General features: G+C 71.7%; 19 protein-coding genes and 1 riboswitch. All 19 genes read left to right on the forward strand.

The annotated features are described in order from the left end of the window. Positions 1-55 precede the first annotated feature (55 nt). The 19 genes from rplK (at position 56) to ACFYE1_RS10590 (ending at position 25,111) form a co-directional block, all read left to right on the forward strand. The gene (gene rplK, locus ACFYE1_RS10500) at positions 56-487 is read left to right on the forward strand and encodes a 50S ribosomal protein L11 (RefSeq protein WP_368799086.1); all 432 of its coding nucleotides are present in this window, start codon (positions 56-58) and stop codon (positions 485-487) included. 88 nt (positions 488-575) lie between these two features. After that, positions 576-1,283: a 50S ribosomal protein L1 gene (gene rplA, locus ACFYE1_RS10505; RefSeq protein ID WP_387742530.1), complete on the forward strand. Its 708-nt coding sequence runs from the start codon at positions 576-578 to the stop codon at positions 1,281-1,283. A gap of 145 nt (positions 1,284-1,428) precedes the next feature. After that, positions 1,429-2,580 carry a GNAT family N-acetyltransferase gene (locus ACFYE1_RS10510; protein ID WP_387742532.1) on the forward strand — a complete coding sequence of 384 codons (1,152 nt, stop codon included), beginning with the start codon at positions 1,429-1,431 and terminating at the stop codon, positions 2,578-2,580. Positions 2,581-2,913: 333 nt separating this feature from the next. Further along, positions 2,914-3,438, forward strand: coding sequence for a 50S ribosomal protein L10 (gene rplJ, locus ACFYE1_RS10515; RefSeq protein WP_387742534.1), 525 nt, complete (start codon positions 2,914-2,916; stop codon positions 3,436-3,438). 98 nt (positions 3,439-3,536) lie between these two features. After that, entirely contained in the window at positions 3,537-3,920 is a 384-nt protein-coding gene (gene rplL / locus ACFYE1_RS10520) for a 50S ribosomal protein L7/L12 (protein WP_387742536.1), read from the forward strand. A 118-nt stretch (positions 3,921-4,038) separates the two neighbouring features. After that, a riboswitch (glycine riboswitch) is annotated at positions 4,039-4,147 on the forward strand. A gap of 154 nt (positions 4,148-4,301) precedes the next feature. Next, positions 4,302-7,187: an aminomethyl-transferring glycine dehydrogenase gene (gcvP, locus tag ACFYE1_RS10525; protein WP_387742538.1), complete on the forward strand. Its 2,886-nt coding sequence runs from the start codon at positions 4,302-4,304 to the stop codon at positions 7,185-7,187. Positions 7,188-7,462: 275 nt separating this feature from the next. Next, positions 7,463-10,972 carry a DNA-directed RNA polymerase subunit beta gene (rpoB, locus tag ACFYE1_RS10530; protein ID WP_387742540.1) on the forward strand — a complete coding sequence of 1,170 codons (3,510 nt, stop codon included), beginning with the start codon at positions 7,463-7,465 and terminating at the stop codon, positions 10,970-10,972. Between the two features lie 62 nt (positions 10,973-11,034). After that, positions 11,035-14,919: a DNA-directed RNA polymerase subunit beta' gene (locus tag ACFYE1_RS10535; RefSeq protein WP_387742542.1), complete on the forward strand. Its 3,885-nt coding sequence runs from the start codon at positions 11,035-11,037 to the stop codon at positions 14,917-14,919. A 148-nt stretch (positions 14,920-15,067) separates the two neighbouring features. Beyond that, complete coding sequence (locus ACFYE1_RS10540; protein ID WP_387742544.1) at positions 15,068-15,832, forward strand: IclR family transcriptional regulator; 765 nt, start codon at positions 15,068-15,070, stop codon at positions 15,830-15,832. A gap of 141 nt (positions 15,833-15,973) precedes the next feature. Further along, positions 15,974-17,173 carry a 4-hydroxybenzoate 3-monooxygenase gene (locus tag ACFYE1_RS10545; protein ID WP_387742546.1) on the forward strand — a complete coding sequence of 400 codons (1,200 nt, stop codon included), beginning with the start codon at positions 15,974-15,976 and terminating at the stop codon, positions 17,171-17,173. Positions 17,174-17,347: 174 nt separating this feature from the next. Further along, entirely contained in the window at positions 17,348-18,169 is an 822-nt protein-coding gene (gene pcaH / locus ACFYE1_RS10550; protein ID WP_387742548.1) for a protocatechuate 3,4-dioxygenase subunit beta, read from the forward strand. Continuing rightward, entirely contained in the window at positions 18,162-18,746 is a 585-nt protein-coding gene (gene pcaG / locus ACFYE1_RS10555) for a protocatechuate 3,4-dioxygenase subunit alpha (RefSeq protein WP_387742550.1), read from the forward strand. The genes pcaH and pcaG overlap by 8 nt, the downstream gene beginning before the upstream one ends. Before the next feature lie 95 nt (positions 18,747-18,841). Beyond that, positions 18,842-20,287 (forward strand): lyase family protein, encoded by a 1,446-nt coding sequence (locus ACFYE1_RS10560; protein WP_387742552.1) that lies wholly within the window; start codon positions 18,842-18,844, stop codon positions 20,285-20,287. Then, a complete protein-coding gene (locus ACFYE1_RS10565) occupies positions 20,284-21,120 on the forward strand; it encodes an alpha/beta fold hydrolase (protein ID WP_387742554.1) in 837 nt (278 codons plus the stop codon). Before ACFYE1_RS10560 ends, ACFYE1_RS10565 begins: the two co-directional genes overlap by 4 nt. Beyond that, positions 21,117-21,539: a 4-carboxymuconolactone decarboxylase gene (gene pcaC / locus ACFYE1_RS10570; RefSeq protein ID WP_387742556.1), complete on the forward strand. Its 423-nt coding sequence runs from the start codon at positions 21,117-21,119 to the stop codon at positions 21,537-21,539. Before ACFYE1_RS10565 ends, pcaC begins: the two co-directional genes overlap by 4 nt. A gap of 70 nt (positions 21,540-21,609) precedes the next feature. Further along, positions 21,610-22,803 (forward strand): thiolase family protein, encoded by a 1,194-nt coding sequence (locus tag ACFYE1_RS10575; protein ID WP_387742558.1) that lies wholly within the window; start codon positions 21,610-21,612, stop codon positions 22,801-22,803. Between the two features lie 48 nt (positions 22,804-22,851). Beyond that, entirely contained in the window at positions 22,852-23,544 is a 693-nt protein-coding gene (locus ACFYE1_RS10580; RefSeq protein WP_387742560.1) for a 3-oxoacid CoA-transferase subunit A, read from the forward strand. Between the two features lies 1 nt (position 23,545). Further along, positions 23,546-24,223, forward strand: a complete 678-nt coding sequence (locus tag ACFYE1_RS10585) for a 3-oxoacid CoA-transferase subunit B (RefSeq protein WP_387742562.1) — start codon at positions 23,546-23,548, stop codon at positions 24,221-24,223. 75 nt (positions 24,224-24,298) lie between these two features. Then, complete coding sequence (locus tag ACFYE1_RS10590) at positions 24,299-25,111, forward strand: IclR family transcriptional regulator domain-containing protein (RefSeq protein ID WP_387742564.1); 813 nt, start codon at positions 24,299-24,301, stop codon at positions 25,109-25,111. Positions 25,112-25,322: the final 211 nt, after the last annotated feature.

Here is a 25,322-nt window from a genome sequence, read left to right on the forward strand (position 1 = left end):
CCCGCCGTCGTACGCTCCTGTGCGCCGGTACGTCCAGCAGAAGAAGGACCAGCACATGGCTCCCAAGAAGAAGAAGGTCTCCGGCCTGATCAAGCTGCAGATCCAGGCAGGCGCCGCCAACCCGGCGCCCCCCGTGGGTCCGGCCCTCGGTCAGCACGGCGTCAACATCATGGAATTCTGCAAGGCCTACAACGCGGCCACGGAGTCCCAGCGCGGCAACATCGTGCCCGTGGAGATCACGGTGTACGAGGACCGCTCGTTCACCTTCATCACGAAGACCCCGCCCGCCGCGCAGCTGATCAAGAAGGCCGCCGGCGTCGCCAAGGGCTCGGGTGTCCCGCACACCCAGAAGGTCGGCAAGCTCAGCATGGACCAGGTCCGCGAGATCGCCGAGACCAAGAAGGAAGACCTCAACGCCAACGACATCGACGCCGCCGCGAAGATCATCGCCGGCACCGCCCGCTCCATGGGCATCGAGGTCGAGTGATCAGCCTCGGCTGACACCACCCACCGTTATTCACGTGGCAGGGCCGAGCGCGGCCCGCAGACCACAACTGCACAAGGAGAAGAAGCAGATGGCAAAGCGCAGCAAGGCATATCAGGCGGCCGCCGCCAAGATCGACGAGGGCACGCTGTACGCCCCGGCCGAGGCCGTGGCCCTGGCCAAGGAGCTGGACACCGCGAAGACCGACTCCACCGTGGAGGTCGTCCTCCGCCTGGGTGTGGACCCCCGGAAGGCCGACCAGATGGTCCGCGGCACCGTGAACCTGCCCAACGGCACCGGCAAGACCGCCCGCGTCGTCGTCTTCGCGACCGGCGACAAGGCCGCCGCCGCGGAGGAGGCCGGGGCTGACTACGTCGGCTCCGACGACCTGATCGCCCGCATCCAGGGCGGCTGGACCGACTTCGACGCCGCCGTGGCGACCCCGGACATGATGGGCAAGGTCGGCCGGCTGGGCAAGGTCCTCGGTCCCCGCAACCTGATGCCGAACCCCAAGACCGGCACCGTGACCATGGACGTGACCAAGGCCGTCAACGACATCAAGGGCGGCAAGATCGACTTCCGCGTCGACAAGCACTCGAACCTGCACTTCATCGTGGGCAAGACGTCCTTCGACCTCGAGAAGCTCGCGGAGAACTACGGCGCCGCCCTCGAGGAGATCCTGCGCCTGAAGCCCTCCGCGTCGAAGGGCCGCTACATCACGAAGGCGACCGTCTCGACCACGTTCGGACCGGGCATCCCGGTCGACCCGAACGCGACCGAGGTCGTCGTCGGCGCCTGACGCCGTGCACCGGAGCCCTCGGGGCTCCGACGGGTGGGGGCCCGGCCGATGCGGCCGGGCCCCTTCCCGTCCGACGGGACCACCCCTCCCTCGACCCAGCAGCCGACGGGCGTCCGCCGGCGCCCACGGAACGGAGATCCCCCACGTGAGCGAGCACCCCCCAGTGCGCATCGAGCAGATGCGCATTCCCGACGAGTTCGACGACGCCGCGCACGAGCTCCTGGGGCGCGTCGCGGATGTCGTGCGCCGGTCCCGGCAGCACGTGTGGGGAATCTCGGACCTCACCGGTGACGCCCAGGAGCTCTACCGCGACCTGCTGGACCCCTTCGAGCGCGTGGTCATCCTGCTCGCGTGGGCGGGGGACCGGCTCGCGGGACGGGCCGAGGTGCGGATGCCCCTGGTCACGCTCACCGACTCCGCCCACATCACCGTCGACGTGGACCCCGACGTCACCTCGCAGGGCACCGGCAGCGAGCTGCTGGCCGCCGCCGAGCAGCTCGCCGTCGGGGAGTCCCGCCGGCACCTGCGGATCCAGACCGAGCACCCCGGCCCCGAGGAGATCCAGGGCGACGGCAGCGTCACCGGGGTCTTCCCGGTGCTCACGCCCGGGATGGTCGAGTGGGTGGACGCCGCGGACGGGTCGGGCCGGCTGCCCGTGTCCAACCGGCAGACCCGCTTCGCCCTCAGCGCCGGCTACCGGCTGGAGTCCGTCAGCGACTTCGGCGTGCTGGACGTCCCGCTGCCGCCCGAGCGGGTGCAGGCCCTGCTGCGCGAGGTCGCGGCCTCGCAGGCCCAGGAGCCCTACCGCATCCACGTCTGGAGCGGCCCCGCGCCCGAGGACCGGCTCGACGAGCTCGCGGCCCTGCACTCGCGCATGGCGACCGACTCCTTCCTGGCCCCCGTGGTCGTCGCCCAGCCCGAGCCCTGGGACGCCGAGCGGGTGCGGCGGACCGAGCAGCTGCGCGCCGAGGCGGGCAACGTCTCGCTCGTGGCCGTCGCCGAGCACGAGCCCACGGGCCGGCTCGTCGGGATGACCGAGATCGTCCTGGCGGGGGAGGAGCCGCCGATCGGGATGCAGGACGAGACCGTGGTCCTGCGCGAGCACCGCCGCCAGTGGCTCGCCACCCGGCTGAAGCTGGCCAACCTGCAGCAGCTCGAGCGGCAGGCCCCGAGCGTGCGCACCGTCTACTCCTGGAGCCACAGCGGCGACGACCGGATGAGCCGGGTCAACGCCCGGCTGGGCTTCCGCGTGGCCGGGCGCAGCGGCGTGTGGTCCCGCGACTTCCCCTCCGCCTGAGGCGGACCGGGCCTGTTGACGGGCCGGCCCCCGGTGCCGGTTCCGGGCCCGTGCGGGGCCGATTTGGTCGACGCGGGGCCCTCCGGTAGCCTGGGGCGTACCAAAGACCGCCGGTCGTGGTCCCTCTGCCTCGTGCACCCCGTTTCGGAGTGCACGGAACGGACGGACAGCCGTAAGAGTTCCGCCAGGAACCGCCAGCGCAGGTGAACCAGCACAGCGAGCACGCCCCGTCCTGCACGGGCCGTCACGTCGAGCCCCGGGCATCTGCGCGGGGCTTTTTCTGTGCCCGGGCCCTTCCGGCAGCGGCCGGCAGCGAAGACCGGAAGGAGTACCATGGCGAACCCGGAAAAGGCAGCCGCGGTCGCCGAGTTGAAGGAGATGTTCTCCAACTCGGACGCCGCTGTCCTGACTGAGTACCGCGGCCTCACCGTGGCCCAGCTCAAGGAGCTGCGCCGCTCGCTCGGTGAGAACGCAGAATACGCCGTGGTGAAGAACACGCTGACCGCGATCGCGGCCAAGGAGCTGGGCATCGACGCGTTCGACGGCCAGCTCGCCGGCCCGAGCGCGATCGCCTTCATCTCGGGGGATCCCGTCGAGGCCGCCAAGAGCCTGCGTGACTTCGCCAGGGCGAACCCGCAGCTCGTCGTCAAGGGCGGCTACCTCGAGGGCAAGGCCCTGAGCGACGCGGAGATCAAGCAGCTCGCGGACCTCGAGTCCCGCGAGGTGCTGCTGGCCAAGGTGGCCGGTGCCGCCCAGGCGTCCCTGTCCCAGGCCGCGGCGCTGTTCCAGGCCCCGCTGTCGAAGACCGTCCGCACGGCCGAGGCGCTGCGCGCCAAGGTCGAGGAGCAGGACGCCTGACCAGCATCCCCGCCGCGAGGCACATTCTCACCACGGAACCAGACCGTCCCGCGCCGACGAACCCGGCCGGGGCACACCATCGAAAAGGAGCCACAACCATGGCCAAGCTCACCACCGCTGAACTGATCGACGCGTTCAAGGAGCTCTCCCTCATCGAGCTCTCCGAGTTCGTGAAGGCCTTCGAGGAGACCTTCGACGTCACCGCCGCCGCCCCCGTGGCCGTCGCCGGTGCCGCCGCTCCGGCCGCCGCCGCCGAGGAGGCCGAGGAGCAGACCGAGTTCGACGTCGTCCTCGAGGCCGCCGGCGAGAAGAAGATCCAGGTCATCAAGGAGGTCCGCGCGCTGACCTCCCTCGGCCTCAAGGAGGCCAAGGACCTCGTGGACTCGGCCCCCAAGGCCGTCCTCGAGGGCGCCGCCAAGGATGCCGCCGACAAGGCCAAGGAGGCCCTCGAGGGCGCCGGCGCCACCGTCACCCTCAAGTAGGACCCCGGAAGCGTTCCTTCCCGGACGCTCCTGCGAGGCCCCGGACGCACGGCGTCCGGGGCCTCGTGCCGTGCCCGGCCGGTCTGTGGGAGACTGGGGGCACAACCACATCGGCCGCCCACGCGCAGCGGGAGAGTCCGCCGCCGCCCTCGTCCCGGGCGGCGGGCGGCGCCGAAGGAGCAGATCCTCCCCGGGAATCTCTCAGGCCCCAGGACCGCTGCGAGCGGGCCACTCTGAAGAGGTCCCCCGCCGCCGGCCCGGACGCGAGGCCACCGACGGTGCAGGCCGGCCCGCAGCGGCCGGTGAGAACTCTCGGGTCAGGGGACTTCAGCGGGGAGGCCGGACGGGCCCCACCGGGCCTCGAACCACGAGGAGCTGACCTTGTCCTTCCTGCCACGCCACCTCGGGCCGGACGCCGCCGAGACCCGGAGCATGCTCCGGGCGATCGGCGCCGCCGACCTCGACGAGCTCGTCGCCCGCGCCGTCCCCGCCGGCATCGTCTCGGACGAGCCCCTGCGTCTGCCGGCCCCGATGCCGGAGCACGAGGCGCTCTCCGCCCTGCGCCGGATCGCCGCGAAGAACCGCGTGATGACCCAGATGATCGGGCAGGGCTACGCGGACACCGTCACCCCGCCCGCGCTGCGCCGCAACATCCTCGAGAACCCCGCCTGGTACACCTCCTACACCCCGTACCAGCCCGAGATCTCGCAGGGCCGCCTCGAGGCGCTGCTGACGTTCCAGAACGCCGTAATGGACCTCACCGGCCTGGACCTGGCGAACGCCTCCCTCCTGGACGAGGCCACCGCGGTGGCCGAGGCCGTACTCATGATGCGCCGGGCCAACCGCAAGGCCACGAGCCGGCGCGTCGTCGTCGACGCCCGGACGCTCCCGCAGACCCTCGCCGTGCTGGGCGGGCGCTGCCGTGCCGTGGGCATCGAGCTGGTCGTCACCGACCTCGCCGAGGGGCTGCCCGAGGGGGACCTCTTCGGCGCGGTCCTGACCCAGGTGGGCGTCGACGGTGAGGTCGTCCCCCTCGCCGAGCTGGCCGAGGAGGCGCACGCCCGGGGAGCGCTCGTGGCCGTCGCCACCGACCTGCTGGCCCTGACCCTGCTGCGCTCGCCCGGGGAGCAGGGGGCGGACATCGCCGTGGGCTCCGCCCAGCGCTTCGGCGTGCCCCTGTTCTTCGGCGGACCCCACGCCGCGTTCCTCGCCTGCCGCAGGGGTCTCGAGCGGAATCTGCCGGGCCGCCTGGTGGGCGTCTCGACCGACTCCTCCGGCCGGCCCGCCTACCGGCTGGCACTGCAGACCCGGGAGCAGCACATCCGCCGCGAGAAGGCCACCTCCAACATCTGCACCGCCCAGGCGCTGCTCGCCATCGTGGCCGGCGCCTACGCCGCGTACCACGGCGGGGACGGGCTCCGCGTCATCGCGGAGCGCGTGCACCGCCTGGCCGCCCGCCTGGCCGCGGGGCTCGCCGCGGCCGGCGTCCGCGTGGTCCACGACCGGTTCTTCGACACCGTGCTGGCCGAGGTCCCCGGCCGCGCGGACGCCGTCGTGGCGGCCGCCGCGGAGCGCGGGATCAACGTGCGCCGGGCCGGTGCGGACCACGTGTCCGTGTCGGTCGGGGAGTCCCACGACGAGCGCGTCGTCGACGACGTCCTCGCGTCCTTCGGCGCCGCGGCCACCGACGACGGCGGCGCGGGCGCCGACTGGGACCTGCCCTCCGAGCTGCTGCGCACCGACTCCTACCTGACCCACCCGGTGTTCACGCTGCACCGCTCCGAGACCGCGATGATGCGCTGGCTGCGCTCCCTCGCGGACAAGGACCTGGCCCTCGACCGGACCATGATCCCGCTGGGCTCCTGCACCATGAAGCTCAACGCCGCCGCGGAGATGGAGCCCATCAGCTGGCTCGAGTTCGCCTCGATCCACCCGCTGGCTCCCGAGGACCAGACCCTCGGCTGGCGCGAGCTCATCGCCCAGCTGGAGTCCTGGCTCACGGAGATCACCGGCTACGCCGCGGTCTCCGTCCAGCCCAACGCAGGCTCGCAGGGCGAGCTCGCCGGCCTGCTCGCGATCCGGCGCTACCACCTCTCCCGGGGCGACCGGCAGCGCAAGACCGTCCTCATCCCGTCCTCGGCGCACGGGACCAACGCCGCGTCCGCGGTGCTCGCCGACCTCAAGGTCGTGGTCGTGGCCACCGCCGGGGACGGCTCCGTGGACATGGAGGACCTCGCGGCCAAGATAGCGGCCGCGGGGGAGGAGCTGGCGGGCATCATGGTCACCTACCCCTCGACGCACGGCGTGTTCGAGGAGCAGATCACGGCCGTGTGCGCCGCCGTGCACGACGCGGGGGGCCAGGTCTACGTGGACGGCGCCAACCTCAACGCCCTCATGGGCCTCGCCCGGCCGGGCCGCTTCGGCGGGGACGTCTCCCACCTGAACCTGCACAAGACCTTCTGCATCCCGCACGGCGGCGGGGGACCCGGCGTGGGGCCCGTGGCCGTGGCTGAGCACCTCGTGCCGTTCCTGCCCGGGGACCCCGGGGCCGTGGACGGCGGCGAGGAGGCGTTCCCCGTGTCCCAGGCCCGCTGGGGGTCGGCCGGGGTGCTGCCGATCTCCTGGATGTACGTCGCCATGACGGGCGCGGAGGGGCTCACCGCGTCGTCGCGCACCGCGATCCTCAGCGCGAACTACGTCTCCGCCCGGCTCGCCGACGTCTTCCCCACCCTCTACACCGGCCCCGGCGGGTTCGTGGCCCACGAGTGCATCCTCGACCTGCGCGCGCTCACGAGAGCCTCCGGGGTGACCGCAGAGGACGTGTGCAAGCGGCTCGTCGACTACGGGTTCCACGCCCCCACCCTCGCGTTCCCGGTGGCGGGCACGCTCATGGTGGAGCCCACGGAGTCCGAGATCCTCGCGGAGCTCGACCGGTTCGTGGCCGCGATGCGCGCGATCCACGCGGAGATGACGGCCGTGGCCGAGGGCGAGGTGGCCCTCGAGGACTCGGTGCTGCGCCACGCCCCGCACACCGCGGAGGTGCTCACGGCCGACGAGTGGGACCGGTCCTACCCCCGGTCCCGGGCCGCCTACCCGCTGCCCGAGCTGCGCCTGGCCAAGTTCTGGCCGCCCGTGGGCCGGGTGGAGAACGCCGCCGGGGACCGTCACCTCGTCTGCAGCTGCCCGCCGATCGAGGCGTTCGCGGCCGACGTCCCGGAGCCCGCCGCCGGGACGGTGCGGAGCGGGGCCGTGGAGGCCGCCCGCTGAGCCGCCGGGCCCGGCGCCCCGCGGGGCGCTGAGACCCAGGGCACGAAATTTCCCATCCTACGACCGGTGGACGCCCGCGTCCACCGGTCGTGTGGACAGAGCCGCGCTTCCGGCCTATGCTGGTTGTTTGCGTTGTCCCTCATTCTGCGTGCCTTCATATAGCGGTGGGCGCCCCCGGGGAGCGAACCAGCAGCACTGTCCGCTGGCCCTCGCACACCCGTACACCCGATCGGGTACTGCGCGATTCAACTGCAGGTCTGTGGAAGGAATCCATCTTGGTCGCCTCGAGCACCGATTCGAACGTAACCGCTAACCGACCGGCCGACGGGAACATCCCGCGCCGCATCTCCTTCGCCAAGATCCATGAACCGCTGGACGTGCCGAACCTGCTGGCCCTCCAGACGGACAGCTTCGACCGTCTCGTGGGCAACGAGCGGTGGCAGGCCCGCGTCCAGCAGGCCGTCGAGACCGGGGAGCAGGGCATCGCCCGCACCTCCGGCCTGTCCGACATCTTCGACGAGATCTCCCCGATCGAGGACTTCCAGGGCACCATGTCCCTGTCCTTCTCGGAGCCGGAGTTCTACGACCCGAAGTACACCATGGACGAGTGCAAGGACCGGGACGCCACGTACTCGGCGCCCCTGTACGTCAAGGCCGAGTTCATGAACAACAACACGGGCGAGATCAAGCAGCAGACCGTGTTCATGGGCGACTTCCCGCTGATGACCGAGAAGGGCACCTTCGTCATCAACGGCACCGAGCGTGTCGTCGTCTCCCAGCTCGTCCGCTCGCCCGGCGCCTACTTCGAGCGCGGCCAGGACCGCACCTCGGACAAGGACATCTACTCCGCGAAGATCATCCCTTCCCGCGGCGCCTGGTTCGAGCTCGAGATCGACAAGCGCGACCAGGTGGGCGTGCGCCTGGACCGCAAGCGCAAGCAGTCGGTGACCGTGCTGCTGAAGGCCCTCGGCTGGAGCGAGTCCCGCATCCTCGAGGAGTTCGGGGAGTTCGACTCCATCCGGGCGACCCTCGAGAAGGACACCGTCGAGTCCCGCGAGGACGCGCTGCTGGACATCTACCGCAAGCTGCGCCCGGGGGAGCCGCCCACGGTCGACGCCGCGCAGGCGCTGCTCGACAACATGTACTTCAACTCCAAGCGCTACGACCTCGCGAAGGTGGGCCGCTACAAGATCAACCGGAAGCTGGGCCTCGACAAGGCGTTCGAGGACGAGGACGCCTCCGTGCTCTCGGTCGACGACATCGTCGCGATGATCCGCTACCTCGTGACCCTGCACGCCGGCGGCGGCACCATGAAGGGCGTGCGGGACGGCGAGCCCCGCGAGGTCGTCGTGGACGTCGACGACATCGACCACTTCGGCAACCGCCGCATCCGCGCCGTGGGCGAGCTGATCGAGAACCAGATCCGCACGGGCCTGTCCCGCATGGAGCGCGTGGTGCGCGAGCGCATGACCACCCAGGACGTGGAGGCGATCACCCCGCAGACCCTGATCAACATCCGTCCCGTCGTGGCGGCGATCAAGGAGTTCTTCGGCACCTCGCAGCTGTCGCAGTTCATGGACCAGAACAACCCGCTGGCGGGCCTGACCCACAAGCGCCGCCTGTCCGCGCTCGGCCCGGGCGGGCTGTCCCGCGACCGCGCCGGCATGGAGGTCCGTGACGTCCACCCGTCGCACTACGGCCGCATGTGCCCCATCGAGACCCCTGAGGGCTCCAACATCGGCCTCATCGGCTCGCTGGCGACCTACGGGCGGATCAACCCGTTCGGCTTCATCGAGACCCCGTACCGCAAGGTCGTGGACGGCCTGGTCACCGACGACGTCGAGTACCTCACCGCCGACGACGAGCGCGGCGTCACGATCGCCCAGGCCAACGCCCCGCTGGGCCAGGACAACCGGTTCGCCGAGGACGCCGTGCTGGCGCGCGCCGCCGACGGCTCGGGCGAGGCCGTGCTGGTCGACCCGACCGCCGTGCAGTTCATGGACGTCTCCCCGCGCCAGATGGTGTCCGTGGCGACTGCGCTCATCCCGTACCTGGAGCACGACGACGCCAACCGCGCGCTCATGGGCGCCAACATGCAGCGCCAGGCCGTGCCGCTGCTCGAGTCCGAGGCCCCGCTCGTGGGCACCGGCATGGAGCGCTACGCGGCCCTGGACGCCGGGGACTCCGTGCTGGCGCGCAAGGCCGGCGTGGTCGAGGAGGTCTCGGCGAACCTCGTGCGCGTGCTCAACGACGACGGGACGACCACGGTCTACCCGATCAACAAGTTCACGCGCTCCAACCCGGGCAACACGTACAACCAGCGCGTCGTCGTCTCGGAGGGCGAGCGCGTGGAGGAGCGCTCGGTCATCGCCGACGGCCCCTCCACGGACCAGGGCGAGCTGGCCCTGGGCAAGAACCTGCTGGTCGCCTACATGTCCTGGGAGGGCCTCAACTACGAGGACGCGATCATCCTCTCCCAGCGCATGGTCTCGGAGGACGTGCTCACCTCGATCCACATCGAGGAGCACGAGATCGACGCCCGCGACACGAAGCTGGGCGCCGAGGAGATCACCCGGGACATCCCGAACGTGTCCGAGGAGGTGCTGTCCGCCCTCGACGAGCGCGGCATCATCCACATCGGCGCGGAGGTCCAGGCCGGCGACATCCTCGTGGGCAAGGTCACCCCGAAGGGCGAGACCGAGCTGACCCCGGAGGAGCGCCTGCTGCGGGCGATCTTCGGCGAGAAGTCCCGCGAGGTGCGCGACACGTCCCTGAAGGTGCCCCACGGCGAGTCCGGCACCGTCATCGGCGTGCGCGTCTTCGACCGCGACGACGAGGACGACGACCTGCCCGCGGGCGTCAACCAGGTGGTCCGGGTGTACGTGGCGCAGAAGCGCAAGATCACGGACGGCGACAAGCTCGCCGGCCGCCACGGCAACAAGGGCGTCATCTCGAAGATCCTGCCGCTGGAGGACATGCCGTTCCTCGAGGACGGGACCCCCGTGGACATCATCCTCAACCCGCTGGGCGTGCCCGGCCGCATGAACCTGGGGCAGGTCCTCGAGGTGCACACCGGCTGGCTCGCGAAGCAGGGCTGGAACATCGAGGGCGATCCCGAGTGGCTGGACCGGCTGCCGAACTTCCCGAAGCAGTCGGGCCCCACGAACGTGGCCACCCCGGTGTTCGACGGCGCGCGCGAGGAGGAGATCTTCGACCTCCTCGACCACACCAACCCGACGCGCGACGGCCTGCGGCTGATCGACCGGTCCGGCAAGGCCCGGCTGTTCGACGGCCGGTCCGGTGAGCCGTTCCCGGACCCGGTGTCGGTGGGCTACCAGTACATCCTGAAGCTGCACCACCTCGTGGACGACAAGATCCACGCGCGCTCGACCGGCCCGTACTCCATGATCACCCAGCAGCCGCTGGGCGGTAAGGCGCAGTTCGGCGGCCAGCGCTTCGGCGAGATGGAGGTCTGGGCGCTCGAGGCGTACGGCGCCGCCTACACGCTGCAGGAACTGCTGACGGTCAAGTCCGACGACGTGCACGGGCGCGTGAAGGTCTACGAGGCCATCGTGAAGGGCGAGAACATCCCCGAGCCGGGTGTCCCCGAGTCCTTCAAGGTCCTCATCAAGGAGATGCAGTCGCTGTGCCTGAACGTCGAGGTGCTCTCGGCGGACGGCAACACCATCGAGATGCGCGATTCGGATGACGAGGTCTTCCGGGCGGCCGAGGAACTGGGCATCGATCTCTCGCACTCCGAGCCCAGCTCGGTCGAAGAGGTCTGATCCCTCTCGTTCCACCCCCGACGAGACGTCAACTTTTCCAGAGAAAGAGATAAAGGACCCTCATGTCCAATGAATCTTCACTAGGCCTCATGCGGATCGGTCTTGCGACCGCGGAGGACATCCGGACCTGGTCCTACGGCGAGGTCAAGAAGCCGGAGACCATCAACTACCGCACGCTCAAGCCCGAGAAGGACGGCCTGTTCTGCGAGAAGATCTTCGGCCCCACCCGGGACTGGGAGTGCTACTGCGGCAAGTACAAGCGCGTGCGCTACAAGGGCATCATCTGCGAGCGCTGCGGCGTGGAGGTCACCCGGGCCAAGGTGCGCCGTGAGCGCATGGGCCACATCGAGCTCGCCGCTCCCGTGACCCACATCTGGTACTTCAAGGGCGTGCCCTCGCGGCTCGGCTACCTGCTCGACCTCGCCCCGAAGGACCTCGAGAAGGTCATCTACTTCGCGGCGTACATGATCACGTCGGTGGACGAGGACGCCCGACACGACGACCTGCCGAACCTGCAGGCCGCCGTGGACCGCGAGAAGGCGCAGATGGAGTCCACCCGCGACTCCGACATCGCCGCGATCGCCCGCGACCTCGAGACCGAGCTCGGCCGCGTCGAGGAGGAGGGCGGCAAGGCCGCGGAGAAGCGCAAGCTCCGCGACTCCGCCGACCGCCAGATGGCCAACGTGCGCAAGCGCGCCAACCTGGAGATCGACCGCCTCGAGCAGGTCTGGGACCGCTTCAAGAACCTCAAGGTCAACGACCTCGAGGGCGACGAGGCGCTCTACCGCGTCATGGTGGACCGCTACGGCATGTACTTCGAGGGCTCGATGGGCGCGGAGGCGATCAAGAAGCGCCTCGAGACGTTCGACCTCGAGGCCGAGGCCGAGTCCCTGCGGGAGACCATCGCCACCGGCAAGGGCCAGCGCAAGACCCGCGCCCTGAAGCGGCTCAAGGTCGTCAACGCGTTCCTGACCACGGACAACTCCCCGCTGGGCATGGTCCTGGACGCCGTCCCGGTGATCCCGCCGGAACTGCGCCCGATGGTCCAGCTCGACGGCGGCCGCTTCGCCACGTCGGACCTCAACGACCTCTACCGGCGCGTCATCAACCGCAACAACCGGCTCAAGCGCCTGCTGGACCTGGGCGCCCCGGAGATCATCGTCAACAACGAGAAGCGGATGCTGCAGGAGGCCGTGGACTCGCTGTTCGACAACGGCCGCCGCGGCCGCCCGGTCACCGGGCCGGGCAACCGTGCGCTGAAGTCGCTGTCCGACATGCTCAAGGGCAAGCAGGGCCGCTTCCGGCAGAACCTGCTCGGCAAGCGCGTCGACTACTCCGGCCGCTCGGTCATCGTGGTCGGCCCGCAGCTGAAGCTGCACCAGTGCGGTCTGCCCAAGCAGATGGCGCTCGAGCTGTTCAAGCCCTTCGTGATGAAGCGGCTCGTGGACCTCAACCACGCGCAGAACATCAAGTCCGCCAAGCGCATGGTCGAGCGCTACCGCCCCCAGGTGTGGGACGTGCTCGAGGAGGTCATCACCGAGCACCCCGTGCTGCTCAACCGCGCCCCCACCCTGCACCGTCTGGGCATCCAGGCGTTCGAGCCGCAGCTCGTCGAGGGCAAGGCCATCCAGCTCCACCCGCTCGTGTGCGGCGCGTTCAACGCCGACTTCGACGGTGACCAGATGGCCGTGCACCTGCCCCTGTCCCCGGAGGCCCAGGCCGAGGCGCGCATCCTGATGCTGTCCTCGAACAACATCCTGAAGCCCTCGGACGGCAAGCCGATCGCCCTGCCCTCGCAGGACATGATCATCGGGCTGTACCACCTCACCACCGTCCGCGAGGGCGAGGAGGGGGAGGGCCGCTCGTTCTCCTCGGTCGCCGAGGCGATCATGGCCCACGACGCCGGGAAGCTGCACCTCAACGCGCTGTGCCGGATCGAGCTGGACGACTTCGTGCCGTTCGAGGGCTGGGAGGCCCCCGAGGGCTGGGAGCCGGGTCAGCCGGTGCTGGTGCAGACCACGCTGGGTCGCGTGCTGTTCAACGAGACGCTGCCCGAGGACTACCCCTGGGACGAGGCCGTCGCGGACAAGAAGCACCTGTCCGCGCTGGTCAACGATCTCGCGGAGCGGTACCCGATGGTCACCGTGGCGCACACGCTGGACGAGCTCAAGGACGCCGGGTTCCACTGGGCGGCCCGCTCGGGCGTGACCGTGGCGATCTCGGACATCGCGACCCCGCCGGAGAAGCCCGCCATCATGGAGGGCTACGAGGCGCAGGCCGCGAAGATCCAGGGCCAGTACGACCGCGGCCTGATCGACGACGACGAGCGCCGCTCGGAGCTCATCGACATCTGGACCAAGGCCACGGACGAGGTCGCCCAGGCCATGCAGGCGAACCTGTCCCCGCTGAACACCATCAACCGCATGGTGTCCTCCGGCGCCCGTGGCAACTGGATGCAGGTCCGCCAGATCGCCGGCATCCGCGGGCTCGTGTCCAACCCCAAGGGCGAGATCATGCCCCGCCCGATCAAGTCCTCCTACCGGGAGGGCCTGTCGGTGCTGGAGTACTTCATCGCGACCCACGGCGCCCGCAAGGGCCTGGCCGACACCGCGCTGCGCACGGCGAACTCGGGCTACCTGACCCGCCGTCTCGTCGACGTCTCCCAGGACGTCATCGTGCGCGAGGCGGACTGCATGACGGAGCGCGGCCTGAACCTGCCGCTCGCCGACGTGCAGGAGAGCGGTGCCCGCCTGCTGCACGAGGACATCGAGAACACCGTGCACGGCCGGGTGCTCGCGGTGGACGTGGTGGACGCCAACGGCGAGATCCTGGCCGAGGCCGGCACGGACCTCTCCGACGGGCTCATCAGCGCCCTCTTCGCGGGCGGGGCCGACACGGTGCGCGTGCGCTCCGTGCTGACCTGCGAGTCCGCGGTGGGCGTGTGCGCGGCGTGCTACGGCCGTTCGCTGGCGTCCAACCAGCTGGTGGACATCGGCGAGGCCGTGGGCATCATCGCCGCGCAGTCGATCGGCGAGCCGGGCACGCAGCTCACGATGCGCACCTTCCACACCGGTGGTGTGGCGTCCTCGGACGGCGACATCACCCAGGGTCTGCCCCGCATCCAGGAGCTCTTCGAGGCCCGCACGCCCAAGGGGGTGGCGCCGATCTCGGAGGTCGCCGGGCGGATCAGCATGGAGGACACCGAGAAGGCGCTGAAGCTCGTCGTGACCCCGGACAACGGGGACGAGGCGATCGGCTACCCGGTGCTGCGCCGCGCCAAGCTGCTCGTGACCGAGGGCGACCACGTCGAGGTCGGCCAGCAGCTGGTCTCGGGTGCCGTCGACCCGAAGGAGGTGCTGCGCATCCGCGGTCCGCGGCAGGCGCAGAAGCACCTCGTGGACGAGGTGCAGCGCGTGTACCGCTCCCAGGGCGTGGGCATCCACGACAAGCACGTCGAGGTCATCGTGCGGCAGATGCTGCGCCGCGTGACGATCATCGAGTCCGGCGAGACAGACCTGCTGCCGGGCGAGCTCGTCGAGAACGTGCGCTTCCTGGAGGCCAACCGCAGGGCCGTAGCCGAGAGCAACCGTCCGGCCGCCGGCCGTCCGGAGCTCATGGGCATCACCAAGGCCTCGCTGGCCACCGACTCGTGGCTGTCGGCCGCGTCCTTCCAGGAGACCACCCGCGTGCTCACGCAGGCGGCCATGGAGGGCAAGTCCGACCCGCTGGTGGGCCTCAAGGAGAACGTGATCATCGGCAAGCTGATCCCGGCCGGCACCGGGCTCGCGCGGTACAACAACATCGACGTGGAGCCGACGGCCGAGGCGAAGGCCTCGCTGTTCACGGAGCCGGGTTCGTTCACGGACTTCAGCTACGCGGAGGAGAACTCCTCGCCCGCCGAGTTCCAGGCGATCCCGCTGGAGGACTACGACTTCGGCTCCAACTGAGGTCGGCGTCCCAGAAGGACGTGATCACACTCGTGGTCACCACGGCAGCCCCGTTCCGGAAGAAGCATCTTCCGGGGCGGGGCTGCCCCCGTCCCGCGGCGGGCCACGACGCCCGCCCGCGGACCAGGAAGGAGCCCGAGGAGGGACCATGGCGAACTCACCCACCGGGGAGTCCGTGCTCGAGCGGGCGGACCGGATCCTCGCGGCGTTCACGGCCGAGGACTCCCGGCTGACGGGGGGCCGGATCGCGGACCTCGCCGGGCTGCCCACCGCCACCGCGCACCGGCTCGCCCGGGACATGGCCCGCCAGGGCTGGCTCGAACGGGTGGAGGGTGGGCACTACGTGGTCGGCACCCGGCTGTGGGAGCTGGCCAACCGCTCCTCGCGCGAGCTCGGGCTGGCGCGCGCCGCCCGCCCGTTCATGGGGGACATCCACGCGGTGCTGCGCCAGCACGTGCAGCTCGGCATCGTGGAGGGCCGCGAGGTGCTACTCGTGGAACGGCTCTCCCACCCCCGGGCGGTGCCCGTCCGCTCGGAAGTGGCGGGCCGGCTGCCCCTGCACCTCTCGGCCACGGGCCTCGTCCTGCTGGCGCACGCGCCTCAGGACTACCAGGAGGAGTACCTGCTGGGGCCCCTCGCCGCGTTCACCGAGCTCTCGCCGACGGACCCCGGGATGCTGGCCGCGGAGCTCGAGCGGATCCGCGGAGCCGGCCACGCCCTGCAGACCGGCTATCTGGAGGCCGGGACGACGGGCATCGCCGTGCCGGTGCGGGGGCGCGGCGAGCAGGTGGTGGCCGGTCTGGGCGTCATCACCCCCGCGGGCGACCCGGCCGCGCGGGCCGGGGCGATCGTTCAGGCGCTGCACACCGCGGCGCACGGCATCCGCAGGACGCTGCGGGACGCGCCCCGCTGAGACCGGCGGGCGCACGGGCTCCCATGCCGGCGACGCCCCGTGCACGCCACCCGGCCGATCCCGTTCAACGGGATGGTTGTGGTGCCGCCCACAGGCCGCTGAGACACTGGGCACGATGTCGTCGTCTCACCAGGAGCACTCATGAGCGCACAGCGCACCGTTCTCAGCACGCAGGTCGGCATCGTCGGCGGCGGCCCGGCCGGGCTGATGCTCGCGCACCTGCTCGGCCGCGCCGGCATCGACAGTATCGTCGTGGAGAAGCGCGACAAGGACACCATCCACGCCACCCACCGGGCCGGCATCCTGGAGGCGCCCACCGTGCGGATGCTGACCGACGAGGGGGTCGGCGGGCGCGTGCTGACGGAGGGCCACGAGCACGAGGGCACCGTGCTGCGCTTCGAGGGAGAGAGCCACCGGATCGACTTCAAGAAGCTCGTCGGCGAGTCCGTGTGGCTCTATCCGCAGAACGAGGTGTTCCTGGACCTGGCCAACGCCCGGGAGCGCGACGGCGGCGACGTCCGCTGGTCCGTCACGGACACCGAGGTGGTCGACCTGACCGCCGACCGGCCGGGGATCCGCTGCACCGACGCCGCGGGCGAGGACGTCGAGATCCGCTGCGAGATCCTCGTGGGCGCCGACGGCTCGCAGAGCATCTGCCGCCGGGCCATCCCGGAGCAGGAGCGCACCGACAACTTCATCGAGTACCCCTTCGCCTGGTTCGGGATCCTCGCCGAGGCCCCGCCCAGCGCCCCGGAGCTCATCTACTCGAACTCCGAGCACGGCTTCGCCCTGGTCTCCCAGCGCAGCGAGACCGTCCAGCGGATGTACTTCCAGTGCGACCCGGAGGAGAACGTCGACGACTGGGACGACGAGCGGATCTGGGCGGAGCTCCAGCGCCGCGTCGAGGGGCCCGACGGTCTCCGGCTCCAGGAGGGCCTCATCTTCGACAAGACCGTGCTCAAGTTCCGCTCCTACGTCTGCGAGCCCCTGCGCCACGGCAACCTGTTCCTCGTCGGCGACGCCGGCCACACCGTCCCCCCGACCGGTGCCAAGGGCCTGAACCTCGCGTTCTGCGACGTCCGCGTGCTCGCCCCGGCGCTCGTGGCGTTCTTCCGCTCGGGCGACGACTCCGGGCTGGCCGGGTACTCGGCCACGGCGCTGGAGCGCGTGTGGAAGGCGCAGAACTTCTCCTACTGGGCCACCCACCTCATGCACGCCCAGCCGGGGGAGAACCCCTTCAACCAGAAGCGCCGGCGCGGTGAGTTCACGGCGATCACCGGCTCCGAGCGCGGTGCCGCCTACTTCGCGGAGTCCTACACGGGCTGGCCCGACGACTACTGACCCCCGGGCCTCCGGGCCCTGCACTGTGACCCCACAATAAGTTCGCACAACGAACACATGTGCGAATGCTGCACCCGATGCGCTAGCCTCGGAGAGTTCGCCGCGGACGCGCCGACCACCGCGGTCAGCACGCCCGCCGGTGCGGCAGCCACCTCGCAACCAAGGAGCTGAACCATGACCGACCAGGACCGGGGGCCCGAGGAGTCCTTCGCGCACCTCACCCCGAAGGGCCCCGACGACGCGGTGGACACGCAGTCCGACCTCGACCGCGAGATGGCGCGGATCAGCGCCGACTACACCGCGTCCGGCCGCGCGGAGACGCAGCCGCGGCTGGACTACGCGCCCTACCGCAGCTCGATCCTGCGGCACCCCACCAAGGACCTGCACCACGCGGACCCGGAGACCATCGAGCTGCACGCTCCCGCGTTCGGCGAGCGGGACGTGCACCGGCTCGAGTCGGACCTGACCATCCAGTCGGGCGGGGAGCCCGTCGGCGAGCGCATCAAGATCCGCGGCCGGGTCCTCGACGGCGACGGCCGGCCCGTGCGCCGCCAGCTCGTGGAGATCTGGCAGGCCAACGCGGCCGGGCGGTACATCCACAAGCGGGACCAGCACCCCGCCCCCATCGACCCGAACTTCACGGGCGTGGGGCGGTGCCTGACCGGCGACGACGGCTCCTACGAGTTCGTCACCATCAAGCCCGGGCCGTACCCCTGGAAGAACCACCACAACGCCTGGCGACCCGCGCACGTGCACTTCTCCCTGTTCGGCACGGACTTCACCCAGCGGATGATCACCCAGATGTACTTCCCCTCGGACCCGCTGTTCGCGCTGGACCCGATCTTCCAGTCCATCGTGGACCCGAAGGCCCGCCGGCGGCTCGTGGCCGAGTACGACCACGCCGCGTCCGAGCACGAGTGGCTGCTCGGCTACACCTGGGACATCGTGCTCAGCGGCTCGAACCGCACCTGGACGGAAGGCGACACCAATGACTGAGACCTCGGCCGCACCTGCCCTCCCGGCGACCCCCGGCCAGACCATCGGGCCGTTCTTCGGCTACGCGCTGCCCTACGACAAGGGCGAGCTGCTGGTCCCGCTCGGCCACCCGAAGGCGGTGCGCCTGCACGGCACGGTCACGGACGGCCACGGCGACCTCGTGCCGGACGCCATGCTCGAGATCTGGCAGGCCGACGGCAACGGTGACGTCCCCACCGCGACCGGCTCGCTCGTGCGAGACGGCTACACCTTCACCGGTTTCGGCCGCGCGTCCGTCGACAACGAGGGCCACTACACCTTCACGACACTGGACCCGGGGCCGACCGAGCCCGGCAAGGCGCCGTTCATCACGCTGACCGTCTTCGCCCGGGGCGTGACCAACCGGCTGTTCACCCGCATCTACCTGCCGGAGGACGCCGAGGCCCTCGCGAACGACCCGCTGCTGCGCTCCCTGCCCGAGGACCGCCGCCGAACCCTGGTCGCCGTGCGCGAGGCCGACGGCTCCCTGCGCTTCGACCTCCGGCTGCAGGGCGAGGGGGAGACCGTCTTCCTCACCTACCCGAACCTCGAGGGGTGACCGGTCCGTGCGGGAGCCCCGACCGGGGCTTCCGCACGGTGCCGGCGCCACCACCCCACGACCGACCACCCGACGAACACCGAGGAAGGACGCGCATGACCGACGCCGGGCTGCTCCGCCCCGGAGCCCACCGGGGCGACGCGCCCACGGACGACACCGCGGTGCTCCAGGCGCTGCTCGACGTCGAGGCCGCCTGGGTCGCCGCGCAGGCGGACGCCGGGCTCGCCCCGCGCCCCGCCGCCGAGTCCGCCCGAGCGGCCGCTCGCGCCGCCGACTACGACGCCGGGGACATCGCCCGGCGCGCCGAGGGCGGCGGCAACCCGGTCATCCCGCTCCTCGCCGACTACCGGCACCGGCTGGGGGAACTCGACCCCGACGCCGTGCGCTTCGTGCACCGCGGCCTGACCAGCCAGGACGTCATGGACACCGCCATGATGCTGCTGGCCCGGCGCGCCGCCGTCCCCCTGACCCAGCAGCTGGCCGGCACCGCGGACGCCCTGGCCCGGCTGGCCGACGCCCACCGCGGCTCCGTCCAGGCCGCCCGCACCCTGACGCAGCACGCGCTGCCCACCACCTTCGGCCTCAAGGCCGCCGGCTGGCTCGCCGGGCTGCAGGACCTCGAGGCGGATCTCGCCGGGCTCGCCCGGCTGCCGGTGTCCTGCGGCGGCGCCGCCGGCACCCTCGCCGGGAGCCTCGCCCTCTTCCCGGGCGCCCCCGACGCCGACGAGCAGGCCGTGGACCTCGCCCGCCGCTGGGCCGACGAGCTCGGGCTGGGCCTGCCGCCGCACGTGTGGCACACCACCCGACGGCCGGTGCTGCGCACCGCCGAGACCCTCGGGGCCGTCTGCGCCGCCCTCGGCCGGATCGCCAACGACGTCCTGCTGCTCTCCCGCCCCGAGCTCGGCGAGCTCCGTGAACCGGCCGCCGAAGGGCGCGGCGTGTCCTCCGCGATGCCGCAGAAGCAGAACCCGGTCCTCTCGGTGCTGCTCAGGCGCACCGCCCTGACGGCGCCGCAGCTCGTGGCCCAGCTCCACGTCGCCGCCGCGCAGTACGTCGACGAGCGCCCCGACGGCGCCTGGCAGGCGGAGTGGCCGGCGCTGCGGGAGCTCGCCCGGCTCGCCGTCGCGGCGTCGTCGCACGCGGCCGAGCTCACGGCCGGGCTCACCGTGGAGACCGCCCGGATGCGGGCCAACCTGGACGCGTCCGGGCCCGCGGTGCTGGCCGAGCGGATCAGCGCGGTGCTCGCGCCCCTGCTGCCGCCCGCCGCCGACGGCGCCACGGGCAAGCAGCGCGTGCAGGCGGTGGTGCGCGAGCACGCGACCGACGGGCCGGGCATGCTCGACGCGCTCGTGGGCCTCGCCGCCGGCACCGTCCTGGCGGACGGCACTCCCGTGGACCGGGGCGTCGTGGCCGGGCTGCTCGACCCTGCCGGCTACCTCGGCGCCAACGACCTGCTGATCGACCGTGTCCTCGAGCGGCACCGCCGGTCCGCGAACGACCGTCCGTCCACGACCCGGCCCTCCCCAGGAGCAACCGCATGACTGTCCCCGTCCTGACCCTCGTCGAGTTTTCGACCCGCCGGACCCCGTCGCCGCAGGCACCCCTCCTGGTGCTCGGCCCGGGGCTCGGCACCTCCGCCGCCTCGCTGTGGTCCGCCGCTGCGCGCCTGCTGGAGGGCGATCTGCGCGTCGTCGGCTGGGACCTCCCCGGCCACGGTGGCTCCGCGCCCGCCGGAGAACCGTTCGGCACCGCCGAACTGGCGCAGGCCGTGCTCGAGTCCGTGGACCGGTACCGCACGGCCTCGGGCATCGAAACCGGAGATCCGTTCTACTATGCGGGCACGTCCCTCGGCGGCTGCGTGGGTCTCCAGCTGCTGCTCGACGCGCCCCAACGGCTGGGCGCGGCCGTGCTGGTCGGCACCGCCGCGCGGGTGGGGGAGCCCGGCGTGTGGTCCGAGCGCGCGCAGATGGTGGCCGTCGCCGGCACGCCCACCCAGGTCGTGGGCTCCGCGCATCGGTGGTTCGCACCGGGCTTCATCGAGCGGGACGCGGTCACGACGACGGGGCTGCTGCACGACCTCCAGGACGCGGACCGGTTCTCGTACGCCCGGGCCTGCGAGGCCTTCGCCGACTTCGACGCGGACGGGCGCCTCGGCGCCCTGGACGTCCCCGTGCTCGCCGTGGTCGGCGCGCAGGACGTCGCCACGCCGCCCGATGACGTGGCGGAGCTGGCCGGGGCGACCGGCGGCCGCCTGGTGGTCGTCGAGGACGCGGGCCACCTGGTGCCCGCGGAGGCCCCGCAGGTCGCGGCGCGGCTGCTGGACGAGCACATCTCGGCCCACCCTCTCGACGACCCCGCAGGAGCACGAGCATGAGCGGCAACCCCCGGCGCACCGAGCAGGAGGCGCACGCGGACGGCATGGCGGTGCGCCGCGAGGTGCTCTCCGACGCCCACGTGGACCGCGCCGAGGCCGGCAAGGACGCCTTCACCGCCGAGTTCCAGGACTTCATCTCCCGCTACGCGTGGGGCGAGATCTGGACCCGCCCCGGACTCGACCGGCGGATGCGCAGCGCCGTGACCCTGACCGCGCTGATCGCGGCCGGGCACTGGGAGGAGTTCGAGATGCACGTGCGCGCCGCCCTGCGCAACGGCCTGGAGCGCGACGAGATCAAGGAGATCCTGCTGCAGTCGGCGATCTACCTCTCCGTGCCCTCCGCCAACAACGCCTTCAAGCACGCCAAGCAGGTCCTCGACGCCGAGGGATCCGGCGGCCCCCCGCCCCCGGCCTCCTGACCTCCCGCCCTCCTGACCGCCCCTCCCGACACCCCGTGACCGACGTGCGACGACGCAAGTGAGGAACACCATGACCGAGGCCTACATCTACGACGCCGTGCGGACCCCCTTCGGCCGCTTCGGCGGCGCCCTGGCGGGCACCCGTCCCGACGACCTGGCCGCCCTGGTCCTCGGCGAGCAGGTCCGGCGCGCCCCCGGCCTGGACCCCGCCGCGATCGACGAGGTCGTGCTCGGCAACGCCAACGGCGCCGGCGAGGAGAACCGCAACGTCGCCCGCATGGCCACGCTGCTGGCGGGCCTGCCCGTCGAGCTGCCCGGCACCACCGTCAACCGGCTGTGCGGGTCCTCCCTGGACGCCGCGATCATCGCGTCCCGGCAGATCAACGCCGGCGAGGCCGACCTGATGCTCGTCGGCGGCGTCGAGTCCATGAGCCGGGCACCCTGGGTGCTCCCGAAGACGGAGAAGCCCTACCCGGCCGGTGACCTGACCCTGGCCTCCACCACGCTGGGCTGGCGGCTCGTGAACCGGCGGATGGAGCCCGAGTGGACGGTGTCCCTCGGGGAGGCCACCGAGCAGCTCGCCGAGCGGCACGGCATCACCCGCGACCGCATGGACGAGTTCGCATTCCGCTCCCACCAGCTCACCCAGCAGGCGTGGGACGAGGGCTTCTACGGGGACCTCACCGTCCAGGTCCCCGGCACCGAGCTGACCCGGGACGAGTCCGTCCGCGCGTCCTCGACCGTCGAGAAGCTGGGCGGGCTCAGGACCGTCTTCCGCCCGGCGGAGGAGGGCGGCACCGTCACCGCCGGCAACGCCTCGCCGCTCAACGACGGGGCCTCGGCGGCGCTGCTGGGCTCCGGGCGGGCCGCCGAGCTGACCGGACTGCAGCCCCTGGCCCGCATCGCCGGACGGGGTGCGGCGGCCAACGAGCCGCAGTTCTTCGGCTTCGCCCCGGTCGAGGCCGCGAACCTCGCCCTGCGGCGTGCGGGGATCACCTGGGACGACGTCGCCGCCGTGGAGCTCAACGAGGCCTTCGCCGCACAGTCCCTGGCGTGCGTCGACGCCTGGGGGATCGACCCCGGGATCGTCAACCGGCACGGCGGCGCCATCGCCATCGGCCACCCCCTCGGGGCCTCGGGCACCCGCATCCTCGGCACGCTCGCGAAGTCCCTGCAGGCCTCCGGGCAGCGCTGGGGCGTGGCGGCCATCTGCATCGGCGTGGGCCAGGGCCTCGCCGTCGTGCTCGAGAACCAGAACGCCTGAGACCCGCGGGGGAGCCGCGGAACACATCACCGAAGGAAGGCACATCGCATGCTGCACATCGCAGACAGCTGCGCGCAGGCCGTGGCACCGGTCCACGACGGCGCCACCGTCATGATCGGCGGCTTCGGCGTGGCCGGCCAGCCCGTCGAGCTCATCGACGCGCTGATCGTCCACGGCGCCACCGACCTGACGGTCGTGAACAACAACGCCGGCAACGGCGACGTGGGCCTGGCCCGGCTGATCCAGCTCGGGCGCGTGCGCAGGATCATCTGCTCCTTCCCGCGCCAGTCGGACTCGTGGCACTTCGACGAGAAGTACCGGGCCGGGCAGATCGAGCTGGAGGTCGTCCCCCAGGGCAACCTGGCCGAGCGGATCCGCGCCGCCGGCGCCGGCATCGGGGGGTTCTTCACCCCCACCGGCTACGGCACCCCGCTGGCCGAGGGCAAGGAGGTCCGCGAGATCGACGGCCGCCACTACGTGCTCGAGCACCCCATCAAGGCCGACTTCTCCCTGACCAAGGCGCACGTCGCGGACCGGGCCGGCAACCTCGTCTACCGCAAGACCGCGCGCAACTTCGGCCCGATCATGGCCGCCGCCGCCACGACCTCCATCGTGCAGGTCGCCGACGTCGTGGAGCGCGGCGGGCTGGACCCGGAGGTCGTCGTGACCCCGGGCATCTACGTGGACACCGTCGTGCGGATCGACGACCCCGCCCGGACCGACCCCCGAGAGGACATCTGAGATGAGCGAGAACACCGTCGACGCCGTGCCCATGATGTCCGAGACCCCGCTGACCCCGGAGGAGCTGGCCCGCGTGGTGGCCCGCGACATCCCCGCCGGCTCCTACGTCAACCTCGGCATCGGCCAGCCCACCCTGGTCTCCAACTACCTCAGCGCCGAGGACGACGTCACCCTGCACACCGAGAACGGCATGCTCGGCATGGGCCCCGAGGCCCACGGCGCCGAGGTCGACGCCGACCTCATCAACGCCGGGAAGATCCCCGTGGTCGAGACGCCCGGCTGCTCCTACTTCCACCACGCGGACTCCTTCGCCATGATGCGCGGCGGCCACCTCGACTGCTGCGTGCTCGGCGCCTTCCAGGTGGACCGGGCGGGCAACCTCGCCAACTGGCACACCGGCAGCCCGGACGCGATCCCCGCTGTGGGCGGGGCCATGGACCTGGCCACGGGTGCGAAGATGACCTTCGTGATGATGTCCCTGCAGACCAAGAAGGGCCGGTCCAAGCTCGTGGAGCGGTGCACCATGCCCCTCACCGGCGTGGGCTGCGTCTCCCGGATCTACACCGACCAGGCCGTGTTCCTCGTCGAGGAGGACGGCGTCTCGGTGCGCGAGGCCTTCGGCACGAGCCTGGAGAAGCTCCGGCAGATCGTCGACGTCCCGCTGCGGCCCGCCCGCTGAGCCCAGCACCCATCCCGGGGGCGGGCGGCCGGTACCGGCCGCGGCGACCCCGGACGAGGCCCGCAGGAGGCCACGATGACCGAGCAGGACCCGACCGCCCCGGCGGAGGAGCGGGGCGCCCCCGGACAGTTCGTGCAGTCGCTGGCGCGCGGGCTCGGCGTGATCACGGCCTTCGACGCCCGGCACCCCCGGATGACCCTCAGCGACGTGGCCCGGCGCACCGGGCTGACCCGCGCCACCGCGCGCCGGTTCCTGCTCACGCTCGAGGACCTGGGCTACGTCCGGACCGACGGGCGGCTCTTCGAGCTGACCCCCACGGTCCTCCAGCTCGGCTACTCCTACCTCTCCTCCCAGCCGCTGCCGGCCCTGGCCGCCCCGCACCTCGAGACGCTGTCGGCGCGGGTCGAGGAGTCCACGTCCGCCTCCGTGCTGGACGGCTCCGACATCGTCTACGTCGCCCGCGTCTCCACGCACCGGATCATGACGGTGGCGATCGCCGTGGGCACCCGGTTCCCCGCCCACGCCACGTCCATGGGCCGGGTGCTGCTCGCAGGCCTGGACCCGGAGCAGCTCGGCGAGTACTTCCGCACGGCGCGGATCGAGCGGCTGACCGAGCACACCCTCACCGACCGCGCAGCTCTCGAGGCCGACCTGCGGCGGGTCCGCGCCCAGGGGTGGGCGCTCGTGGACCAGGAGCTCGAGGTCGGACTGCGCTCCGTCGCCGCCCCCGTGACCGACGGCACCGGGCGTGTGGTCGCGGCCGTGAACGTCTCCATGCGGGTGGGGATGCCCGGGGCGAGCGCGGGGGACCCCGTGGACGACGTCGTGCCGCCCCTGCTCGAGTGCGCCCGGCGGATCTCCGCGGACCTCGCCGCGACCGGGCGCTGAACGGGCCGGTCCGGGCCCGTTTCCCCGCCCCGCCGGGGGTCTGATAGGCTGTCGAGGAATTGAACGGTCATCCCTCGGCGCCCGCGCCCCTGGAGGCCGGAGAAATCATGGCAGAACGGACTCGGTCCTCCGGTACGCGGTGTGTACCGAAATGCCATCCTTTTCGTCTGCCCAGCTACCTTCGGCACGGCGACCGAGGTGCCCGCCCGGC

It is taken from the genome of Kocuria nitroreducens, assembly GCF_042879195.1.
In the GTDB taxonomy this organism is placed as follows: Bacteria; Actinomycetota; Actinomycetes; order Actinomycetales; family Micrococcaceae; genus Kocuria; species Kocuria nitroreducens.